A 20,781-nucleotide genomic window follows, 5' to 3' on the forward strand; every position below is an offset into this window, starting at 1 on the left:
CCCCTCACGAGGAGGGACGGGCCGTGGTCTCGAGACGGTTGCTGCGCAACCTCCTCGACCAGCGTCGGGTCAGGCCTTCAGCAGGTTCCGCAGGACGTACTGCATGATGCCGCCGTTGCGGTAGTAGTTCGCCTCACCGGGGGTGTCGATCCGGACGACGGCGTCGAACTCGACACCGGTGTCCGTGCTGACCTTGACCGTGCCGGGGGTGACGCCGTCATTGAGGGCGGTGATCCCCGTGAAGGAGAAGGTCTCCTCGCCGGTCAGGCCCAGCGTCTCGGCGGACTGGCCCGCGGGGTACTGCAGCGGGATGACGCCCATGCCGATCAGGTTCGAGCGGTGGATCCGCTCGTACGACTCGGCGATGACGGCCTTGACGCCCAGGAGCGAGGTGCCCTTGGCCGCCCAGTCGCGCGATGAGCCCGAGCCGTACTCCTTGCCGGCGAGGACCACCAGCGGGATGCCCGCTGCGATGTAGTTCTCGGAGGCTTCGTAGACCGACGTGACGGGGCCGCCCTCGACGGTGAGGTCGCGGGTGACACCACCCTCGGTGCCCGGAGCCAGCTGGTTGCGGAGGCGGATGTTCGCGAAGGTGCCGCGAATCATGATCTCGTGGTTGCCGCGACGCGAACCGTAGGAGTTGAAGTCGCGTGCCTCGACGCCGTGCTCGGCGAGGTAACGGCCGGCCGGCGACTCCTTCTTGATCGCACCGGCAGGGCTGATGTGGTCGGTGGTGACCGAGTCGCCCAGCTTCAGCAGCACCCGCGCACCGGAGATGTCGGTGACCGGGCTCGGCTGGTCCGACATGCCGTCGAAGTACGGCGCCTTGCGGACGTACGTCGAGTTCTCGTCCCACTCGAAGATCGCACCCTCGGGCGTCTGCAGCGCACGCCAGCGGTCGTCACCGGCGAAGACGTCGGCGTACGAGTCGCCGAACATGTCGGAGTTGATCGCCATCGCGATCGTCTCCTCGACCTCGGCCGGGCTCGGCCAGATGTCGCGCATGTAGACGTCGTTGCCGTCCTGGTCCTGGCCCAGCGGGTCCTTGAACAGGTCGACCTTCATCGACCCGGCGAGCGCGTACGCCACGACCAGCGGCGGCGAGGCCAGGTAGTTCATCTTGATGTCGGGGCTGATCCGGCCCTCGAAGTTCCGGTTGCCCGAGAGCACCGAGACGACGGCGAGGTCGTTGTCGTTGATCGCCTGCGAGACCTCGGGGATGAGCGGACCGGAGTTGCCGATGCAGGTGACGCACCCGTAGCCGACGAGGTTGAAGCCGAGCTTGTCGAGGTACGGCGTCAGGCCGGCCTTCTCGTAGTAGTCACTGACGACCTTCGAGCCGGGCGCGAGGGTGGTCTTGACCCACGGCTTGCGGGTCAGGCCCTTCTCGACGGCCTTCTTGGCGAGCAGCGCCGCACCGATCATCACCGACGGGTTCGAGGTGTTGGTGCAGGAGGTGATCGAGGCGATCGTCACCGCACCGTTCTCGAGCTCGAAGCTCGTGCCGTCGGCGAGCGTGACGGGGATCTTCGCGTCGACGTTCGAGCTGTAGCCCGGGAGCTCACCGGCGAAGGCCGACGCAGCGTTGGACAGCTCGACGCGGTCCTGCGGACGCTTCGGGCCGGCAAGGCTGGGGACGACGCTGGCGAGGTCGAGCTCGAGCTTCTCGGAGTAGCGGGGCTCGGCCGACGGGTCGTGCCAGAGGCCCTGCTCCTTGGCGTAGCTCTCGACCAGCGCGAGCTGCTCGTCGGAGCGCCCGGTCAGCTTGAGGTACTTGATGGTCTCCTCGTCGATCGGGAAGACCGCGATCGTGGAGCCGAACTCGGGGCTCATGTTGCCGATGGTGGCGCGGTTGGCCAGGGGCAGCGCGGAGACACCGGGCCCGTAGAACTCGACGAACTTGCCGACGACGCCGTGCTTGCGCACCATCTCGGTGATCGTGAGCACGAGGTCGGTGGCGGTGGTGCCCTCGGGCAGGTCGCCGCTGAGCTTGAAGCCGACGACGCGCGGGATCAGCATGGAGACCGGCTGGCCGAGCATCGCGGCCTCGGCCTCGATGCCGCCGACGCCCCAGCCGACCACGCCGATGCCGTTGACCATCGTGGTGTGGGAGTCGGTGCCGACGCAGGTGTCCGGGTAGGCCTGGGTCACGCCGTCGATCTCGCGGGTGAACGCGACACGGGCGAGGTGCTCGATGTTGACCTGGTGCACGATGCCGGTGCCCGGCGGGACGACCTTGAAGTCGGAGAACGCGGTCTGGCCCCAGCGAAGGAACTGGTACCGCTCGCGGTTGCGCTCGTACTCGATCTCGACGTTGCGCTCGAACGCCTCGGGCGTGCCGAACACGTCAGCCATCACGGAGTGGTCGATGACCATCTCGGCGGGCGCGAGCGGGTTGATCTTGGTGGCGTCGCCGCCGAGGTCCGCCATCGCCTCGCGCATGGTGGCGAGGTCGACGATGCAGGGCACGCCGGTGAAGTCCTGCATGATCACGCGCGCCGGCGTGAACTGGATCTCCTTGTCGGGCTCGGCGGTCTCGTCCCAACCGGCCAGGGCCTTGATGTCCTCGGCGGTGATGTCGGCACCGTCCTCGGTGCGCAGGAGGTTCTCCAGCAGGACCTTCAGCGAGAACGGCAGGCTGGAGACGTCCAGGCCCTCGCCGGTCACCGCATCGAGACGGAAGATCTCGTAGGACTTGCCGTCCACATCCAAATTGCTCTTGGCGCCGAAGCTGTCCTTGCTGGGCATCCGGGTCTCCGTCCATCGACTTCTCGGTGTGGGGTACGTCTTCCCTGCATCCTGCCGCCGTCAGGCGGGGCACGGATAGTGAGGTCGACCTAACTTCCCACGGACATCGCTTCTTCGATATCTCTTGACGTCAAGATACATCAGAAGGTGTCGGAATTCCATCCGTCTCAGCGAATTGCGTGCGGTAGAGCTCGCCGTAGCGCCCGCCCCGGGCCAGCAGCTCGGCGTGGGTACCACGTTCCACGATCGTGCCGTCCTCGACGACCAGGATCTGGTCGGCTGCGCGGATCGTCGAGAGGCGGTGCGCGATCACCAGTGCCGTCCGGCCGGACAGCGCTTCAGCGAGGGCGGCCTGGACCGCGGCCTCGGACGTGGAGTCCAGGGACGCCGTGGCCTCGTCGAGGATGACGACCCGTGGCTGCTTCATCAGGAGCCGCGCGATCGTCAGGCGCTGGCGCTCGCCACCGGACAGCCGGTAGCCACGCTCCCCCACCACCGTCTCGAGGCCGTCGGGCAGTGCACCAACGAGATCGGCCAGCCGCGCACGCGTCAACGCGTCCCAGATCTCGGCGTCCGTGGCCTCGGGTCGGGCAAGCAGCAGGTTGCCGCGAATGGAGTCGTGGAACAGGTGGCCGTCCTGCGTCACCATCCCGACCGCTCCCCGGATCGACTCCGCCGTCAGGTCGCGTACGTCGACGCCGCCCAGCCGCACGGAGCCGGAATCGACGTCGTACAAGCGGGAGACGAGCTGCGCGATCGTCGACTTGCCCGCGCCCGAGGAACCCACCAGGGCCACCACCTGGCCGGGTTCGGCGCGCAGGGAGATGCCGTGCAGGACCTCCTCGCCGCCGCGCGTGTCGAGGGTGGCGACCGCCTCGAGGGAGGCGAGCGAGACCTTGTCGGCCGACGGGTAGGCGAAGCGGACGTCGACGAGCTCGACGGCCACTGGTCCGTCCGCGACCTTCCCGGCACCCGGGCGGTCGGTGATCAGCGGCGCGAGGTCGAGGACCTCGAAGACCCGCTCAAAGCTGACCAGGGCACTCATCACCTCGACCCGCGCGCTGGCGAGCGCGGTCAACGGGGCGTAGAGGCGGGTGAGCAGCAGCGACAACGCGACCACGTCACCGGCGTCCAGGGTGCCCCGCAGCGCCAGGCTGCCACCGAGGCCGTAGACGACGGCGACGGCCAGCGCCGACACGAGCGTCAGGGCGGTGATGAAGGTCGTCTGGACCATCGCGGTGCGGACCCCGATCTCGGCGACCCGTCGGGCACGGGCCGCGAACTCGACCGACTCCTGCTCCGGACGTCCGAAGAGCTTCACCAGGGTGGCCCCCGGGGCGGAGAAGCGCTCGGTCATCTGGTTGCCCATGGCCGCGTTGTGGTCAGCCGCCTCTCGCTGGATCCCGGCCAGGCGCTTGCCCATCCGTCGGGCCGGAACCACGAAGACGGGCAGCAGCACGAGCGCCAGCAGGGTCACCTGCCAGGAGATCCCAATCATGACCACGAGGGTCAACGCGAGCGTGACCAGGTTGCCCACGACGCCCGACAGGGTCGAGCTGAAGGCCCGTTGGGCCCCGATGACGTCGTTGTTCAGGCGGCTGACCAGGGCGCCGGTCCGGGTCCGGCTGAAGAACGCGATCGGCATCCGCTGGACGTGGTCGAAGACCGCGGTGCGCAGGTTGAGGATCAGCCCCTCCCCGATCCGCGACGACAGCCATCGCGACCACAGCCCCATCGCGGCGTCGAGCACGGCGATGCCCGCGATGGCCAGCGCCAGCCGGACCACGACGTCCTGGGCGTCGCTCGCGACGATCGCGTTCACGACCTTGCCAGCGAGCACAGGCGTCGCGACCGCGAGGGAGGAACTCGCGACGCTCAGCAGCACGAAGCCGATCAGCTGGCGCCGTTGCGGCCGGGCGAAACGGAAGATCCGGCGAGCGGTCTCCCAGCTGAAGTCCCGACGCTCGTCCGAGGCGTGCATCGCTCGGAACATCTGGCCCATCGCGACTGATTCCATGCTCATGGACCTGACGGTAGGACCTCAAGCCGACTTGAGGACAAGTCGCGCGCTCCCCACGTGCCCCAGAAAAGTTCTGGCGTGTCTGTCGTATCGACACACACCCCTTCGTGGAGAGGATGGAAGCGCCCCCAACCGACCCAGGAGGTCCCCCATGCGCACCCTGATCTACACCGCCTTCGTCTCCGTCGACGGCGTCGTCCAGGCACCCGGCCCGGAGGCCGACTACCCCAACGGCGGCTGGACCTTCCAGGGCATCGACTTCCTCGAGGAGGTCTACGAGCTCAAGGCCCGGGAACAGGAGGAGGCGAGCGCGCTCATGCTCGGCCGGGTCAGCTACCAGGCCTTCGCGCCGGTATGGCCGAAGATGACGACCGAGTTCCCGAAGTACAACGCGATGCCCAAGTACGTCGTCTCGACGACGTTGCAGGACGAGGACCTCGTCGACAACTGGGGCGACACCACCATCTTGCGCACGTTCGCCGACGTCGCGGCCCTCAAGGAGACCGACGGCGGTCCGATCTCGATCCACGGGTCGGCCAGCCTGGCCCGCGGTCTCGCGGACGCCGGTCTCCTCGACCGCTACCACCTGCTGGTGTTCCCCTGGGTCCTCGGCGAGGGCAAGCGGATGTGGAGCGAGACCGCCAAGGACCGGCAGAAGCTGGCCCTGGTCGAGAGCGAGACCTACACCAACGGCGTGCAGAAGCTCTGCTACGACGTCGTGCGCTGACCCGTTGCGCCGGGTCCGCCGGTTCCAGCAGGGGGCACCACCGCTCAGTTGCCGAGGGTCATGTCCGCCATCGCGGTGATGGCAGAGAACTGCAGGGTCCAGAGGTTCCCGTGATGGGGGTACTTCGCGACCATCGCGTCGACGAGCGCCTCGGGCGTGTCGTTCGCCTCGAACTCGACGGCGAAGTCCTGGATGTAGGCGCGTGTCTGCGCGAGCATGTCGCGCACCGCGTGGTCGTCGCCGTCAGGTCGACGGTGTCCGGCGACGATCATGGTCGGCTCGAGCCCTTCGATGAAGTCGATCGTCTCGAGCCAGTCCTTCCACTCCTCGGGGCCCGACAGGCCGAGCATGGGGTGGATCTCGTTGTAGACGGCGTCGCCGGCGACCACCAGGCCGAGTTCGGGCACGTGCACGATCGAGGTGGGGTGGATGTCGGCCTGCTTCACCGTGATGACCCGCAGTTCGACGCCGTCGACGGTCAGTGGGTCTGAGGGCAGCGGTTCGGGAAGCACGCCTTCGAGGATGGTGGCGTCACCGAACAGCAGGTCCCACTGGTCGGCATGCATCTCCATGTTCTCCTTCATCGACTCGATCACCTGGGGCAGGGCGAAGCACCGCGCGCCGGGAAACCGCTCGAGCAGGGGGCCGACCCCCAGGTAGTGATCGGGATGGTCGTGCGTCACGTAGATCGCGGTCAGGGTCTTGCCCGTGCGCTCAATGAGGTCGCCGAGGTCGCGGACGTCGTCCTTCAGGTAGAGGGCGTCAATGAGCACGATCTCGCTCTCGCCGCTGATCAGCGTGGCCGTCGTGGGAGAGAAGACTCCCGACGGCATCACCTCCGGCATGTCCTCGAAGGGAACGCGCGGCCACCGGCCCACGAAGACTGTCGCGCGAACGGGCGGTCGGGGAGCTGCGTTGGCTTGGTTCATCGAATCCTCCGTAGTCGTCATTGCGTCATTCATAATGCTGTTATAACGTTGTTCTAGTCAAGGCGCACAACACGAAGGAGATGCTTCGACATGCCGATGTGGCAGATCTACGCCCCCGAGGGCGCGTACGACATGGACAGCAAGAAGGCCTTCTCGGACGCCATCACCGACCTCTACGTGGACTTCGCCGGACTTCCCCGGTTCTACGTGGTCGTCGTGTTCGAGGAGCGTCCTCAGGGCAGCATCTGGGTGGGCGGCGAGCCGGCCGACAACTTCGTGCGGGTCGTCATCGATCACATCGCGCGGCAGCTCGACACCCCGGAGCTGCGAGACCTGACGATGGAGGCCATGGAGGCGACGCTCGAGCCCTTCGTGCGCGAGCGTGGCTTCGACTGGGAGATCCACATCGACGAGACGCCGATCGATCTCTGGCGCACCCAGGGACTCGTGCCACCGCCGCCGGAGTCCGTCCACGAGAGGCGCTGGGCCGACGAGAACGCGCCCTCTCCCTGGCAGGACGCTGCCGCAAGCCTGACCGCCTGATCCTCTTCACCCGACAACAGGAGTTCCGATGAACAACGTGCCCAACCCGGATGAGATGTTCCAGTTCGTTCGCACCACCTTCCACGCCGCCCGCTCCGACGCCGCGATCGTCGAGAAGCTCAACGGCATGAACACGGTGCTGAAGGTCATCACCTCCGACCCGGAGAGCGTCCTCATCATCGACACCGCGCGTCAGGATGCCTGGCAGGGCGGGCTGGACGATGCCTCGGACGCAACTCTCCGCATGTCCCTCGAGGCGGCGAACCTGTTCTGGCAGGGCGAGCTGAACCTGCTCGCCGCGATGACCCGCGGCGTGGTCAGGGTCCAGGGGAAGAAGTCCGCGCTGGTGAGGGTGCTGCCGATCGCGGCCGAGCTGTTCCCGCTCTACGTGAAGACCGTCAAGGAAGCGGGTCGCGAGGACGTGCTGCTCGAGGCCGCACGTTCGAGGGCCTGAGCAGATCCACACCGGCGGGTTCGCTCCGCTACACGCGCGGAGCGGACCCGCCAGCCAACCCGCGAGCACTCCTCGTGGCCCGGCTCGACGCCTCGCGATCGTCTCCCTGTCCCACCATGAATCCGACGGTCAGGGGGACCAAGATCGTCTCCACCGGGTCCGCGAACTCTCCGAAGTGGCCGCTCAGCTCCAGGCTGATGTGTCCGTGGACGAGGGCCCACAGTTGCGCGGCCAGCTCACGACTGCTGGGCGAGGTGACCCGACCGGCGGAGATCGCTCGCTCACAGCTGCGAGTGAGGGTGGCGAAGGTGTTGACGTACGACGTGCCGCCTGCGGGCAAGTCCCTTCCGTCGACCTGTTCTCCGCGGATGCCATTGCCGCTGGGAAGACCGAAGAGCAGGTCGTAGAGGTGGGGGTTCTCAAGCGCGAATCGGCGGTACTCGAGGGCCTGCGCGAAGAGATCGGCCACCGGGTCGTCGGTCGTCGGCAGCCCTGTCAACCGTCCGTTGAGCCGGGCGTAGCCCTCCTCGCAGACTGCCGAGAGGAGGCCGGGCAACCCACCGAAGGCCGAGTAGAGCGCCATCGTGGTGACTTCGGCCTCGTCCACGACTGCGCGGGCCTTCACGCCGGCAACGCCATCTCTGGTGATCAGGCCGATCGCGGCGTCGATGAGGGCCGTTTGTCGGGCGGCGCGGGTGTCGCTGGGGCTCACGGCGTCAGTCTCTCATGGCTTCGAACAACTCATAACAACGCTATAACCTCGTTCCACAGAAGGGCTTCGTCAATGACCTCCGAGCAGACGTACCGTCGCACCACTGTCTCCATCCCCTCAGGCAACAGCTTCTGCGCTGCCTGGTTGTACCTCCCCGAGGGCGTCTCCTCGCCGCCCGTCGTCGTGCTCGGTCATGGCATGGGCGCGACCCGTGAGATGCGCCTCGACGCCTTCGCCGAGCGGTTCGCCTCTCGGGGAATCGCCTGCATCGCCTTCACCTACCGCAACTTCGGGGACAGCGGCGGGGACCACCGCCAGGAGCTGCACCCCCGACAGCAGCTCCAGGACTGGGAGGCGGTCCTCGCACATGTGCGGACGCGGACCGACCTGGACAGCGAGCGCATGGCTGTCTGGGGCACATCCTTCGGCGGAGGACACGTGATCACGATCGCGTCTCGTCATCCCGAGCTGGCTGCGGCCGTCGCACAGTGCCCGTTCACGGATGGTCTGGCCACAGCGTTGCGCCAGGGCCCGAGAGAGTCCCTCCGTCTCCAGTCCCTGCTGGTGCGCGACCTGCTCGCGACAGTCACCCGGAGGGCCCCGGTCACCTTGCCCTTCGCCGCGAAGCCGGGTGGCGTCGCGATCATGACTGCCGAGGACGCGCTCCCGGGCTACGAGGCGCTGATGCCGGCCGGGGAGACGTTCATCAATCACACCCGAGCCCGAGTGATCCCGCGGCTGGCCTCGTACCGACCAGGCAGGAGGGCCAGGAAGGTGGCGCCACCGATCCTCTTCTGCGTCAGCAGCACCGACAGCGTCGCCCCCGCGGACGTCACGTTGAAGTACGCACACCAGGCTCCGCGGGGTGTGGTCAAGACGTACGACGCGGGACACTTCGCCTTCTACCTCGGCGAACCCTTCGAACAGCTCGTCGCTGACCAGCTCGCCTTCTTCGAGGAACACCTCGGCCTCGCAGGAACGGCGGACGAGCGATGACCTTCTCTGCCCTTCTGCTCAGCGACCACATGGCCAACCTGGCAGACCGCCGGGCCGCCGCCGATCCGCACGGCCCGGCCGTGAGCGACGACGACACCGAACTCGACAACCAGGAGTTCCTCCGCCGCGTCCTCCAGGCGAGCGAGTACCTCCGCGTCCACGGGGCGAGGCCGGGAGACGTCGTCGCCCTCCAGCTGCCCAACGGGGTCGACTTCGTCGTCCTCCTCTTTGCGGCATGGCGGATCGGCTGCACGGTGACGCCCGTCAATCCCGCGCTCCTGCCCGACGAGACGCAGTACCAGCTGACCGACTCCGGCGCCGTCCTGCTGGTCGACCTGCACGGCGAGGCCCGGTTCGAGGGGGCGACCACCATCGCAGCGACAGCAATGGTCTCAGCTGACGGGGGCCGCCTCGACGAACCCGTGACCGATCACGAAGCCATGGCTCTCCTGATCTACACCAGCGGTACGACGGGTCGGCCCAAGGGCGTGATCCTCACCCACGCCAACCTCATCGCGATGGCGTCCATGGGAGCCGAGGGGCTCAGGGCATCCCGCACGGACCGATCCCTGCTGATCCTGCCGTTGTTCCACGTCAACGGCATCGTCGTCAGCGTGCTCGTACCGTTGCTGGTGGGGGGCAGCACCGCCATTGGCGGCCGATTCGACCCTGCCACCTTCTTCGATCTCGTCGACCGGGTCCGTCCGACCTACTTCAGCGGTGTCCCGACGATCTTCGCCTTGCTGGCGCAGCTGCCGGAGGAGTGCGAGCCCGATGCTTCGTCCATCAGGTTCGCCGCGTGCGGGGCGGCGCCTGCACCGGCGGGGTTGCTGGAGGCCTTTGAACGGCGTTTCGGGTTCCCGGTGCTCGAGGGCTACGGCCTGTCGGAGGGGACCTGTGCCAGCACCATCAACCCGGCCGACGGCACGCGGAAGCCCGGCACAGTTGGTCTGCCGCTGCCTGGGCAACGGATCAAGATCGTCGACGCCGACGGCTCCGAGGTCGGACAGGGCGTCACTGGCCAGGTCGCGATCAGCGGCGCGAACATCATGCTCGGGTACCTAGGACGTCCCGAGGAGACTCGTGCGGCCCTCGTGGACGGCTGGCTGATGACCGGCGACCTTGGACACCTGGACTCCGATGGCTACCTCACCATCGACGGTCGGGTGAAGGACATGATCATCCGGGGCGGCGAGAACATCTACCCGCGCGAGATCGAGGACGTCCTTGCCACCCACCCGTCGACGGTCAACGTCGCCGTGGTCGGCCAACCGGATCAGATGTGGGGCGAAGTGGTCACCGCGTTCGTGACGGTCAACACGGGAGATGTGCCGACGTCTGTCGAGGCCGACCTGCACGCCTGGTGTGCCGAGCGGCTGACCCCGTACAAGCGCCCGGTCAGCATCGCAGTCCTGTCGGAACTGCCCTTGAACGCGATGGGGAAGATCGACAAGCTGGCACTGCGGAGCACGGCCGAGCGGCCGCCAGCTCCACCACGTTCAACGTGAGCGGCCCGAGGAGCGCTCATCGCCGACCGGCTCCACCGGGTCCGCCGGTTCCAGCAGGGCCACGCACTCCACGTGGTGCGTCATCGGGAACAGGTCGAAGGCCCGCACGCTCGTGAGGCGGTAGCCGTGCTCGGCGAAGATCGCGACGTCGCGGGCGAGCGCCGCCGGATCACAGGCGACGTAGGCGACGGCGCGGGGCGCCCGGCGCGCGACCTCCTCGACGACGGCGCGCTTCGCCCCGGCACGAGGCGGGTCGAGGACGACCAGGTCCGCGCTGTCCCAGGGCTTCCCGAGGTCACCTGCCAGCACGGAGCCGACGTCGCCGGCCGTGGCCTGCAGCCCCGGGCAGTTGGTGAGCGAGAGGCTCGACGCCGCAGCGTCTCCCTCGACGGCTGCGACCCGACCGTCGGGCCCCACGGCGTCGAGGAGGAACCGGCTGAACAGGCCGACCCCCGCGTAGAGGTCGAGCGCCGACTCCCCCGGCTGCGGCGCCAGGGCCGTCAGCACGGCGTCCACCAGCGCTTCGGGGGCCCCGGGGTGGACCTGCCAGAAGCCACCGTCGGCCACTGCGAACGTGCGTCCCCGGACGTCGTACGACGGTCCGGAAGGTGCAGCGAGCAGGCACTCCTCGACCGGGATCACGTCATGGGACCGGTGCTTGCGCATGCCCCGGGCACCGCCGGGCAGGGAGACGTAGCGCTGCCGGGTGCGCCAGCCGAGCCCGTCGGTGTCCCCGAGCACGGCCTCGACGGTCAGCTCGACGTCGAGACCAGCCAGGCGGCGCAGCTGCTCGCGCACGACGTCGCCCTTGAGGCGGCGCTGCGCGTCGAGCGCGACGTGCTGGAAGTCGCAACCGCCGCAGAGTCCGGGGCCGGCGTACCGGCAGGGAGGCTCGACCCGGTCGGGTGACGGGGTCCGCACCTCGATCGCGTCACCACGCCAGAACCGGTCGCCCTCGGTGCCCTCGGTGATCTCGACGACCACCTGCTCGCCCGGCAGGGCGTGCCGGACGAAGACGACCCTGGTCTGGTCCTCGCCGTCGACCTGGACGCGCGCGACACAGTGCCCGCCGTGCGCGACAGGGCCGACCTCGACCTCGAAGCGCTGTCCGACGGCCGAGGCGCCGCGGGCCTTGCGGGCCCGCGGACGTCGTGCCGGCGGCCGGCTCACTTGCGGGTCTGTCGGTCCGAGCGGTCCCTGACGCGACCACGACGCAGGTCGCCGGGACGGACCCGCTGCTCCTCGCGCTGTTCGCGCTCGAGCGCGATCTCGGAGGACCGCAGCTGGTAGGGCACCGAGATGACCATGACGCCGGGGCTGAACAGCAGGCGGCCCTTGAGCCGCAGGGCGGTCTGGTTGTGCAGGAACTGCTCCCACCAGCGGCCGACGACGTACTCGGGGATGTAGACCGCGACCACGCCGCGCGGGTTCGCGCGGCGGATCGCCGCGGCGTACTCGACGATCGGCTTGACCACTTCGCGGTACGGCGAGTGGAGCACCTTGAGCGGGATGCCGGTGTTCCGCTCGTCCCACTCCTCCAGCAACCGCGCGGTGTCCTTCTGGTCGACCGAGACGTAGACGCCCTCGAGTGCATTCGGCCGGGTCGCCTTCGCGAAGGCCAGGGCACGCAGGGTCGGCTTGTGCAGCTTGGAGACGAGGACGATCGCGTGCACCCGGGTGGGCAGGATGCTGTCCTCCTCGTCGGCCGCGAGCTCGTTGGCGACCTTGTCGTAGTGGCCCTTGATGCCCTTCATCACGGCGAAGAAGAACGCCATGGCCAGGATCGTGATCCACGCGCCCTGGAGGAACTTCGTCAGCAGGACGACCACCAGCACGACGGCCGTGAAGGACAGGCCGATGGAGTTGATGACCCGCGACCGGACCATGCGTCGCCGCTCGGCCGGATCGGTCTCGGTCGTGAGCAACCGCGTCCAGTGCCGGATCATCCCGAGCTGGCTGAGGTTGAACGAGACGAACACACCGACGATGTAGAGCTGGATGAGCTTCGTGGTCTCGGCGTCGAAGGCAACGATCAGGACGATCGACGCCAGCGCCAGGAACACGATGCCGTTGCTGTAGGCGAGGCGGTCGCCGCGGGCACCGAAGGCACGCGGGGCGAAGCCGTCCTTGGCCAGGATCGAGCCCAGCACCGGGAAGCCGTTGAACGCCGTGTTGGCCGCGAGCACGAGGATGACACCGGTGACCGTGACCACGAAGTAGAAGCCCGGGCTGAAGTCGTGGAAGACCGCTCGCGCGATCTGGGCGATCACGGTGTGCTGGTCGTAGTTGTCCGGGAGCGGCTCGCCGTTGCGGGTGAGCCGGGCCAGGTGTTCGGGATGCGGGTCGACGTACCGCAGCCCCATCTGCTTGGCCAGGACGATGACGCTGATCATCATCGTGATCGCGATCATCCCGAGCAGCAGCAGCGTGGTGGCTGCGTTCTGCGACTTGGGCCGCTTGAAGGCGGGTACGCCGTTGGAGATCGCCTCGACGCCGGTGAGCGCCGCGCAGCCGGACGAGAAGGCGCGGGCGAGCAGGATCATCAGGCCAACGGTGGTGAGCGGTTCCTCCCACCCCTTGACCGGAATGATGTCGAGGTCGGCGCTCTCGGCCATCGGCAGCGTGCCGAAGGCCATCTCGCCGAAGCCGTAGGCGCACATGCCGAGGATGGCGAACATGAACAGGTACGTCGGAACGGCGAAGAACGCGCCCGACTCCCGGATGCCGCGCAGGTTCATCGCCATCAGCGCCACGACCATGACCGTGGCCACCGTGGCCTCGTGCTCCTGGAAGCTGGGGATCGCGGCGGCGGCGTACTGCGCTCCCGAGGAGATCGACACCGCCACGGTCAGGACGTAGTCGACCAGCAGCGAGCTACCGACGACCATGCCCGCCGTGCGACCGAGGTTGACCGTGGCCACCTCGTAGTCACCACCACCGGAGGGGTAGGCGTGCACGGTCTGGCGGTACGACGCGATGACCGCAGCCATCACGAGCGCGACGGCGACGGCGATCTTCCACGACCAGACGTACTGCGTCGCACCGGCGATCGCCAGCATGATGAAGACCTCGTCCGGGGCGTAGGCCACCGAGGAGAGCGCGTCGCTCGCGAAGACGGGAAGGGCGATGCGCTTGGGAAGAAGGGTCTCCCCCAGCTGTGCGCTGCGGAGCTTGCGACCCAGCAGAATGCGCTTCGAGACGTCTCCGACACCCACGAGCGACAACCGTAGGGCATGGCCGGTGCTATAGCGTGCTCACCGTGCACGTCGTGATCATGGGATGTGGCCGCGTCGGCTCGACATTGGCGCGCAGCCTCGAGGACAGAAACCACACGGTGTCGATCATCGACACCGAGCCCGACGCGTTCCGACGCCTCGGGCCCGGCTTCAATGGCGACAAGATCCCCGGCATCGGGTTCGACCAGGAAGTGCTGGAGAAGGCCGGCATCCGCCGCGCCGATGCGTTCGCCGCGGTGTCCAGCGGTGACAACTCCAACATCATCGCGGCGCGCGTCGCCCGCGAGACCTTCGGGATCCAGCAGGTCGTCGCCCGGATCTACGACCCCGGTCGCGCCGAGGTCTACCAGCGGCTCGGCATCACGACGGTCGCGACGGTCAAGTGGACGGCCGACCAGGTGCTGCGCCGGATCCTCCCGGCCGGCGCCGAACCGGACTTCCGTGACCCCTCGGGCACCGTCCGCGTCGACCACATCCCGGTCACCGAGGTCTGGGTCGGCGCGCGCGTCGGCCAGCTCCAGGAGCAGGGCCGCTGCCGTGTCGCGTGGATCGACCGGCTCGGCGAGGGCATGCTCCCGGACCGCGAGAGCGTCATCCAGGAGGGCGACATGCTCCACCTGGTGACCCGCGAAGAGAACGCACAACACGCTTACGACGTGCTCAGCCGCGGCCCCGAGCACGAAGGCTAGGGAGAACAGACACATGAGGGTCGCCATCGCAGGTGCAGGTGCCGTCGGTCGTTCGATCGCGCGCGAGCTGATCGAGAACGGTCACGAGGTGCTGCTCATCGACAAGTCGCCCAGCTCCATCCGGCCCGAACGCGTGCCGGATGCGGAGTGGCTGCTCGCCGACTCGTGCGAGCTGTCCTCGCTGGAGGAGGCGCGCCTCGACAAGTGCGACGTCGTCATCGCCGCGACCGGTGACGACAAGGCCAACCTGGTCACCTCGCTGCTCGCGAAGGCCGAGTTCGGGGTCCCCCGCACGGTCGGTCGGGTGAACCACCCGAACAACGAGTGGCTCTTCACCGAGGCCTGGGGCGTCGACGTCAACGTGTCGACCCCGCGCATCATCACCGCGCTCGTCGAGGAGGCCGTCACCGTCGGTGACCTGGTCCGGCTCTTCACCTTCCGCCAGGGCAACGCCAACCTGGTCGAGATGACGCTGCCCGCCGACTCGCCGTACGTCGGCAAGGCCGCAGGCCTGATCCCGTTGCCCGACAACTGCGCCCTCGTCACCATCCTGCGCGACGGACAGGTCTACGTGCCGGCTCCCGAGCAGCCGGTCGAGGCGGGCGACGAGCTGCTGTTCGTGGTCCCGGCCGAGGCCGAGGACGAGCTCGAGCGGATGCTCGCGCCGTCGGCCCACCCGGCGAAGTAGGGTTTCGAGGCTCGCTGCGCTCGCACCTCATCCACCGGCGGCTACTCGACGACCTTGGCGTCCGCGGCAGGCTCCGAGGCCTGCTCCAGCGGCGTCGCGTTGCGCGCCAGCAGCCAGATCATCGCCGACCAGGACCCGATCCGGAGCACCCAGCCCAGACCGGTGCGCAGCACCAGGATCGCCACCACGGCGTGGTCCGCGTCGATCGCACCGTTGTGGCCGAGCAGCCACACCGGGCCCTGCAGCAGGACGCCGAACGCGCCCGGCAGCAGCATCACCCAGGTGAGCCGGCTGCACAGCTTCACGATCTGCTTGTCCTTGTGCCACGCGGTCGCATCACCGGTGACGCTGCCGAGCATGAAGCCCAGCATCGGCCAGCCCGCCAGGCAGCTCGCGCCGAGCACGACGGTGTAGCCCAGGCTGATCAGGATGCCGGGCAGGAAGAACGCCAACGCCTGGTCTGACTCCGAGCCGCCGGAGTTCTCCGCCCAGCGGACGAAGACCCAGCCGATGCCGATGCCGAAGATGGCGTTGAGGACGTACTGGGGGCTGCTGCGCTGCACGATCCGGGCCAGCAGCGCTGCGCCGGCGACCGCGAGGCTCGCGAACAGCGCCCACTGGAGCTCCTTGGTCGTGAGCCACAGGACCGTGAAGACCACGCCGGGCACGGCGGCCTCGACCAGTCCGCGACGGCCACCCAGCGCGGCGGCCAGCTGGCGGCGCACCAGCGCTTCGACGGTGTCCACCCCGAGGTGGTCGGGTACGGCGCTCACAGCAGCTCGTAGCGCGGGTTGTAGAGGATCCGCGCGCCGTCCTGGGTGCTGACCCGGCCGGCGACCTCGATGCCGCGGCCCGGGCCGATCCCAGCGATCCGCCGGCGACCCAGCCAGATCACGGTCACCGTCCCGGTGCCGTCGTACAGCTCGGCCTCGAGGGCGGGCACGCCACCGCGCGGACGGAGCGTGACGGTCCGCAACGTGCCACGCAGCAGGACCTTCTCGCGGTCCGGGGCATCGCCGATGCACACCACGCCGTCGCCGGTGTAGGTCTTGCGCAGGTCGCGGGCGTCCGCCTCTTCGGGGTTCGCCCACTTGCTGATCGTCCGGCGCAACCGGCTCTTGTTGGTGCCCACGGGAGTCGTCCTCAGCTCGCGGGGACAGCCTTCGGCTGCGCACCCTCGGGCAGCGTCAGCGGGAGTTGCTCACCGACGGGCATGGCGTGCGCACCACGGCGTACGACAACCTGGGCGATCGCGGACTCCCAGTCCGCGGCGTCATCGGGCGTGCGCGCGGGGTCGCCCAGCAGCGTCGCCCGCAGCAGCCACCGCGGGCCGTTGACGCCGATCACGCGGGAGGTCTGGGTGCCGGCAGCGCCGTCGGCGCGGGTCATCTTGACCTCGCACACGAGCTCGGTGCCGAAGCGGCCCTCGCGCTCGGTGGCCGTGCCACCGCGCCGGGCGGTGTCGGCAGCGATCTGGGGACGGATCTCGCTCCAGAGGTCACCGTTGCGGGGCGCGGCGAAGGCACGCAGCTCGAGCGCACCGGCGTCGGTGGCGAGCAGCACGGCCCGCACCGTTCCGGACTTCTCGTCGACCTGCACCCGCACCTCGCGGTCGGCCAGTGGGGCCACGAGCAGCGAGCCCAGGTCCAGCCGGTCCACCCCGTCCTCGGGCAGCTCGTCGACGTCGTAGGGGCCTGCAGCCTCGTTCTCGTCCGTCGCCTCCACGGATGAGTCGTCAGCGGTCGCCTCGTCGGCGATCGCGTCGGCATCCTTGCGCCGCAACCTCACTGTGTCCTCCTCTTCGGGTCCACCGGAATGGACCGTGCGTTCGACCGGCGGGTCTCACGCACTGAACCCTCCAGTAGAACCGTAGCCTCCGCTCCCACGAACACTGTCGGGAAGGGCGTCAACTGCCTGGAATCGCGCTCGCTCGAACCGCTGGATGACCAGCTGGGCGATCCGGTCCCCGCGCTTGAGGACGATCGTGTCGGCCGGGTCGTGGTTGATCAGCAGCACCTTGATCTCGCCGCGGTACCCGGCGTCGACGGTCCCCGGGGTGTTCACGATCGACAGCCCGTGGCGCGCGGCCAGCCCCGATCGGGGGTGGACGAGGGCCACGAAGCCGTCGGGCAGCGCGATGGCGATCCCGGTCGGCACCAGTGCCCGCTCCCCCGGCGCCAGGGTCACGTCGACGGCCGACAACAGGTCGGCGCCGGCGTCGCCCGGGTGGGCGTAGTCGAGCAGGGGCAGGTCGGGGTCCAGCTGCTGGACCGCGATCACGAGGTCGGTGTCGTCGTGGGGCACGGGGAGACCCTAACGATCGGCGGCGCGCACGCGGGTGGGATCATCCTCGGCGTGAGCGAGACTGCCCGGACGGCGTACCACGAGCGGCTGCGCGTCCCGCTGCGCTGGTGGGCGCAGGGCACGATGCTGGTCGCCACCTTGTGGCTGACCGTGGTCGTGGCCGTTCCCGGCCCCGCTCCCTGGATCATCACCGGCGTCGCGCTGGGCCTGCTCGCCGTCTGCCTGTTCTGGTACGGCGACGCGCGGCTCGTCGTGGGCGAGGGCTCGTTCCGCGCCGGCCGGGCCCGGATCGAGGCGACGTACATCGGCGCCGCCGAGCCGCTGGATGCCGACGAGACCCGCCGGGTGTCCGGTCGGGACGCGGATGCCCGGGCCTACCTGCTCCTCCGTCCGTACCTCAAGCGCTCGGTCAAGGTGGAGATCACCGACCCGGCCGACCCGGCGCCGTACTGGCTGGTGAGCTCGCGCCACCCGCAGGCCCTTGCCGGTGCCCTCAACTCACTGGCCCGCCAGGGCCAGTAGGCTCGGCTGCATGTCAAAGGACAGCTCGAAGATCTGGTCGACGTTCTCGCTCGTCTCCGCACTCGGTGCGGCGGCCGTGGCGAAGAAGGGCCTCGACACCGGCTGGAAGGCCGCGACCGGCAAGAACCCGCCGGTCAACCCCGCCGACCCCGACGTCAACGTCTGGGAGGCCGTGGCCTGGGCCGCTGCGAGCGGGACGTTCGTCGCCCTGGCGAAGATGCTCGCCCAGCGCCGCGCCGCCGGCTACTACGTCAAGTCGACCGGCCACCTGCCCAAGCCGCTCCAGAAAGATGCCGACGTCAAGGACGCCGGCGTCAAGGCCTGAACAGGCCTCTGCGGACGGGGCGCAACGGCCCCGTCCGGTCAGGCGTCACGCGCAGTCGCGGCAGATCATCTTCTTCGGGTCAGCCAGCTGGCTGCGGTGGTGCACGAGGAAGCAGTTCATGCAGGTGAACTCGTCATCCTGCTTCGGCTTGACCTCGACAGCGAGCTCTTCGTGCGACAGGTCGGCACCGGGAAGCTCGAACGATTCGGCGGCCTCGGTCTCGTCCTCGTCGACCTTGCCGGAGTTCTTGTCGTGGCGGCGAGCCTTGAGCTCCTCGATGCTCTCTTCGGACTGTTCGTCCTCGTTCTTGCGTGGTGCGTCGTAGTCAGTCGCCATGACGGATCCCCTCTCCCCTCAACAGGCCGGCTTCCGCACTGGTCGTGCGGAGCAGCGCGGCAGATTGTGCACCATCGGGATCGGTTTGCGATACCCGGGTGGATGCGAGTCGCCAGAACAGCCAATTGCTGCTGACTATTCCCGTAGGAACCCCGCCGATCGTACGGCCGCCAGCAACTCGTCGAACCCGTGACGAGGGCCACACACCATGGCCTCTGTTCCGGCCGCTCCGACAGTCACCAGGGTCTCTGCTCCGGCGAGCCGGGCGATCAGGCCACCGGCGGCGTGGTCCCAGGCGTGGACGCCCTCCTCGACGTACCCGTCGAGGGCTCCCTCGGCCACCCGGCACAGGTCCAGAGCGCAGGAACCGGTGCGTCGGATGTCACGTACCTCGGGCAGCAGGCGGGCCGCTGCGGCGGCCTGGACCTCGCGCACCGGGCGGGTGTAGTTGAAGCCGGTGGCGATCAGCCGGTGCGCCAGCAACGCCGGAGGTAGTACGACGACCGGTACCCCGTTGCGCGCCGCGACTCCCCCGACGTGGCCGGTGTAGACCACTTCCTTGGCGACGTCGATGACGACGCCCGCGACGACCTCCCCATCGACCTCGGCGGCGATCGAGACGGCGTACTCGGGGATGCCGTAGAGGAAGTTCACGGTGCCGTCGATCGGGTCGACGATCCACCGCACGCCGGAGGTGCCCGCGACGTCGTCGCCCTCCTCGCCGAGGAAGGCGTCATCGGGGCGGGCGTGGTGGATGAGCCGGCGGATCAGCTCCTCGGTGGCCCGGTCGGCGGCGGTGACCACGTCGATGTCGCTCGTCTTGGTCGCGGCGACCTCGACCTTGCGGCTCGCGTGGTCCCGCACCAGGGCGGCGGCCTGGTGGCCGACCGTCAGGGCGAGGGCGAGGAGCTCCTCGGGGGAGGTCACGGCCGCCTGGCCGGCGCCGGAGCGGCGAGGCAGCAGTCCACGGGGCAGTGGTCAGCCACCGGTCCCCGCGTGCCGACGACGGCGCGGGCGACGTCGTCGCCGCGTTCGGCGGCGGCTCGTTCGAGGACCAGGTCACGCAACGCCCCCACGAACGCGGGGTGGGTGCCGGCCGACGGGGAGCGCCGGGCAGTGATGCCGAGCTTCTCCGCAGTGGCCAGGGCCTCGGTGTCGAGGTCGTAGACGACTTCCATGTGGTCGGAGACGAAGCCCACGGGGATGAGCACGACGGCAGGCGGGGTGTCGGCTCCGCCGGCCAGCTCCTCCAGCCGGTCGTTGACGTCGGGCTCCAGCCACGGCGTGTGCGGGGAGCCCGAGCGCGAGCAGTAGACCAGCTCGTGGGCGTGCTCGACCCCGGTGCTCTCGGCCACCATCTGCGCCACGACCGCAGCGACGTCGAGGTGCTGGGCCGTGTAGGCGCCCTGTCCTCCCGGACCACTGTTGTCGTTCATGGTGAGCGGGATCGAGTGGGTCACGAAGAGCAGCAGGGCGTCGTCGCGGGCGTCCTCGGGCAGGTCGGCCAGGGATGCCAGGACACCGTCGACCGTCGCCTGCACGAAGCCCGGGTGGTTGTAGTAGGCCCGCACCTTGTCCAGCCGCGGCGCCGTGAGACCGTCCGGCACTGCGTCGATCGCGTCCGCGATGTTGTCGCGGTACTGCCGGCAGCTGGACCACGACGAGTAGGCGGAGGTGACCAGGCAGAGCGCTCGCTGCACCCCGTCGGTCGCCATCTGCGCGACCGTGTCGCCGAGGTAGGGCGCCCAGTTGCGGTTGCCCCAGTAGACCGGCAGGTCGATCCCCTGCTCGGCGAGGTCGGCCTCGATCGCCGCGATCAGCGCCTTGTTCTGGTCGTTGATCGGCGACTTCCCGCCGAAGCCGAAGTAGTGCTGGCCGACCACTTCGAGCCGCTCGCGCGGGATGCCCCGCCCCCGGGTGACGTTCTCGAGGAACGGTACGACGTCCTCGGGCCGCTCCGGCCCTCCGAACGACACCAGCAGCAGTGCGTCGTACGGATCGGTCGTGCGCTGGACATCGGTCTCCGGATTCGGCACGCCCCCAT

Annotated in this window: 22 protein-coding genes; 9 read left to right on the forward strand and 13 right to left on the reverse strand. The window is 69.0% G+C overall.

Going from position 1 to position 20,781, the window contains the following annotated elements; all coding sequences use genetic code 11:
* Positions 1–69: 69 nt before the first annotated feature.
* The gene (gene acnA, locus ACOACQ_RS00510; RefSeq protein WP_378600088.1) at positions 70–2,748 is read right to left on the reverse strand and encodes an aconitate hydratase AcnA; all 2,679 of its coding nucleotides are present in this window, start codon (positions 2,746–2,748) and stop codon (positions 70–72) included.
* A 130-nt stretch (positions 2,749–2,878) separates the two neighbouring features.
* Positions 2,879–4,771, reverse strand: a complete 1,893-nt coding sequence (locus ACOACQ_RS00515; RefSeq protein WP_420287383.1) for an ABC transporter ATP-binding protein — start codon at positions 4,769–4,771, stop codon at positions 2,879–2,881.
* Between the two features lie 148 nt (positions 4,772–4,919).
* On the opposite strand from ACOACQ_RS00515, the gene ACOACQ_RS00520 reads away from it, so the two are divergent.
* The gene (locus tag ACOACQ_RS00520; protein WP_420287384.1) at positions 4,920–5,495 is read left to right on the forward strand and encodes a dihydrofolate reductase family protein; all 576 of its coding nucleotides are present in this window, start codon (positions 4,920–4,922) and stop codon (positions 5,493–5,495) included.
* A gap of 44 nt (positions 5,496–5,539) precedes the next feature.
* Here the strand turns inward: ACOACQ_RS00520 and ACOACQ_RS00525 are convergent, their stop codons facing one another.
* Positions 5,540–6,424 (reverse strand): MBL fold metallo-hydrolase, encoded by an 885-nt coding sequence (locus ACOACQ_RS00525; RefSeq protein WP_420287385.1) that lies wholly within the window; start codon positions 6,422–6,424, stop codon positions 5,540–5,542.
* A 90-nt stretch (positions 6,425–6,514) separates the two neighbouring features.
* Here ACOACQ_RS00525 and ACOACQ_RS00530 point away from each other — a divergent pair, with 90 nt between their 5' ends.
* The gene (locus ACOACQ_RS00530) at positions 6,515–6,967 is read left to right on the forward strand and encodes a tautomerase family protein (RefSeq protein ID WP_378600100.1); all 453 of its coding nucleotides are present in this window, start codon (positions 6,515–6,517) and stop codon (positions 6,965–6,967) included.
* Positions 6,968–6,995: 28 nt separating this feature from the next.
* A complete protein-coding gene (locus ACOACQ_RS00535) occupies positions 6,996–7,421 on the forward strand; it encodes a hypothetical protein (RefSeq protein WP_378600103.1) in 426 nt (141 codons plus the stop codon).
* Positions 7,422–7,449: 28 nt separating this feature from the next.
* Here ACOACQ_RS00535 and ACOACQ_RS00540 read toward each other — a convergent pair whose 3' ends face one another.
* The gene (locus tag ACOACQ_RS00540; protein ID WP_378600106.1) at positions 7,450–8,133 is read right to left on the reverse strand and encodes a TetR/AcrR family transcriptional regulator; all 684 of its coding nucleotides are present in this window, start codon (positions 8,131–8,133) and stop codon (positions 7,450–7,452) included.
* A 72-nt stretch (positions 8,134–8,205) separates the two neighbouring features.
* On the opposite strand from ACOACQ_RS00540, the gene ACOACQ_RS00545 reads away from it, so the two are divergent.
* Together ACOACQ_RS00545 and ACOACQ_RS00550 are read left to right on the forward strand one after the other, a co-directional pair.
* Positions 8,206–9,129 (forward strand): alpha/beta hydrolase, encoded by a 924-nt coding sequence (locus ACOACQ_RS00545; protein ID WP_420287387.1) that lies wholly within the window; start codon positions 8,206–8,208, stop codon positions 9,127–9,129.
* The gene (locus ACOACQ_RS00550; protein WP_420287389.1) at positions 9,126–10,637 is read left to right on the forward strand and encodes a class I adenylate-forming enzyme family protein; all 1,512 of its coding nucleotides are present in this window, start codon (positions 9,126–9,128) and stop codon (positions 10,635–10,637) included. The genes ACOACQ_RS00545 and ACOACQ_RS00550 overlap by 4 nt, the downstream gene beginning before the upstream one ends.
* Here the strand turns inward: ACOACQ_RS00550 and ACOACQ_RS00555 are convergent.
* Together ACOACQ_RS00555 and ACOACQ_RS00560 are read right to left on the reverse strand one after the other, a co-directional pair.
* Positions 10,629–11,807 (reverse strand): class I SAM-dependent RNA methyltransferase, encoded by a 1,179-nt coding sequence (locus tag ACOACQ_RS00555; protein WP_420287390.1) that lies wholly within the window; start codon positions 11,805–11,807, stop codon positions 10,629–10,631. The two genes, ACOACQ_RS00550 and ACOACQ_RS00555, sit on opposite strands and share 9 nt — an antisense overlap.
* The gene (locus ACOACQ_RS00560) at positions 11,804–13,852 is read right to left on the reverse strand and encodes an APC family permease (RefSeq protein ID WP_378600115.1); all 2,049 of its coding nucleotides are present in this window, start codon (positions 13,850–13,852) and stop codon (positions 11,804–11,806) included. The genes ACOACQ_RS00555 and ACOACQ_RS00560 overlap by 4 nt, the downstream gene beginning before the upstream one ends.
* Positions 13,853–13,896: 44 nt before the next feature.
* Between ACOACQ_RS00560 and ACOACQ_RS00565 the strand changes: the two genes are divergently transcribed.
* Positions 13,897–14,562, forward strand: coding sequence for a potassium channel family protein (locus ACOACQ_RS00565; RefSeq protein WP_056710475.1), 666 nt, complete (start codon positions 13,897–13,899; stop codon positions 14,560–14,562).
* A 13-nt stretch (positions 14,563–14,575) separates the two neighbouring features.
* The gene (locus ACOACQ_RS00570) at positions 14,576–15,250 is read left to right on the forward strand and encodes a potassium channel family protein (RefSeq protein ID WP_378600118.1); all 675 of its coding nucleotides are present in this window, start codon (positions 14,576–14,578) and stop codon (positions 15,248–15,250) included.
* A 41-nt stretch (positions 15,251–15,291) separates the two neighbouring features.
* On the opposite strand, the gene ACOACQ_RS00575 is transcribed toward ACOACQ_RS00570, so the two are convergent.
* From ACOACQ_RS00575 to dut, 4 genes are read right to left on the reverse strand one after another with little or no spacing between them, the layout of a single operon-like run.
* Positions 15,292–16,023: a DUF3159 domain-containing protein gene (locus tag ACOACQ_RS00575; RefSeq protein WP_378600121.1), complete on the reverse strand. Its 732-nt coding sequence runs from the start codon at positions 16,021–16,023 to the stop codon at positions 15,292–15,294.
* A complete protein-coding gene (locus ACOACQ_RS00580) occupies positions 16,020–16,382 on the reverse strand; it encodes an OB-fold nucleic acid binding domain-containing protein (RefSeq protein ID WP_378600123.1) in 363 nt (120 codons plus the stop codon). Before ACOACQ_RS00580 ends, ACOACQ_RS00575 begins: the two co-directional genes overlap by 4 nt.
* A gap of 11 nt (positions 16,383–16,393) precedes the next feature.
* Positions 16,394–17,038: a DUF3710 domain-containing protein gene (locus tag ACOACQ_RS00585; protein ID WP_378600126.1), complete on the reverse strand. Its 645-nt coding sequence runs from the start codon at positions 17,036–17,038 to the stop codon at positions 16,394–16,396.
* A 54-nt stretch (positions 17,039–17,092) separates the two neighbouring features.
* Positions 17,093–17,554: a dUTP diphosphatase gene (gene dut, locus ACOACQ_RS00590; RefSeq protein ID WP_378600128.1), complete on the reverse strand. Its 462-nt coding sequence runs from the start codon at positions 17,552–17,554 to the stop codon at positions 17,093–17,095.
* Positions 17,555–17,605: 51 nt separating this feature from the next.
* On the opposite strand from dut, the gene ACOACQ_RS00595 reads away from it, so the two are divergent.
* Both ACOACQ_RS00595 and ACOACQ_RS00600 read left to right on the forward strand, forming a co-directional pair.
* Positions 17,606–18,076 carry a DUF3093 domain-containing protein gene (locus ACOACQ_RS00595; protein WP_420287391.1) on the forward strand — a complete coding sequence of 157 codons (471 nt, stop codon included), beginning with the start codon at positions 17,606–17,608 and terminating at the stop codon, positions 18,074–18,076.
* Between the two features lie 10 nt (positions 18,077–18,086).
* Positions 18,087–18,401, forward strand: coding sequence for a DUF4235 domain-containing protein (locus ACOACQ_RS00600; RefSeq protein ID WP_378600134.1), 315 nt, complete (start codon positions 18,087–18,089; stop codon positions 18,399–18,401).
* Between the two features lie 45 nt (positions 18,402–18,446).
* On the opposite strand, the gene ACOACQ_RS00605 is transcribed toward ACOACQ_RS00600, so the two are convergent.
* The 3 genes from ACOACQ_RS00605 to ACOACQ_RS00615 all read right to left on the reverse strand — a co-directional run bounded on the left by ACOACQ_RS00605 (position 18,447) and on the right by ACOACQ_RS00615 (position 20,773).
* Positions 18,447–18,737: a DUF4193 domain-containing protein gene (locus tag ACOACQ_RS00605; RefSeq protein WP_378600136.1), complete on the reverse strand. Its 291-nt coding sequence runs from the start codon at positions 18,735–18,737 to the stop codon at positions 18,447–18,449.
* A 135-nt stretch (positions 18,738–18,872) separates the two neighbouring features.
* On the reverse strand, positions 18,873–19,664 hold the full coding sequence (locus ACOACQ_RS00610; protein ID WP_378600139.1) for an inositol monophosphatase family protein: 792 nt from the start codon (positions 19,662–19,664) through the stop codon (positions 18,873–18,875).
* Entirely contained in the window at positions 19,661–20,773 is a 1,113-nt protein-coding gene (locus tag ACOACQ_RS00615) for a ferrochelatase (protein ID WP_378600142.1), read from the reverse strand. Before ACOACQ_RS00615 ends, ACOACQ_RS00610 begins: the two co-directional genes overlap by 4 nt.
* Between the last annotated feature and the right edge of the window lie 8 nt (positions 20,774–20,781).

Source organism: Nocardioides sp. CPCC 206347 (genome assembly GCF_048654605.1).
Classification (GTDB): Bacteria; Actinomycetota; Actinomycetes; order Propionibacteriales; family Nocardioidaceae; genus Nocardioides.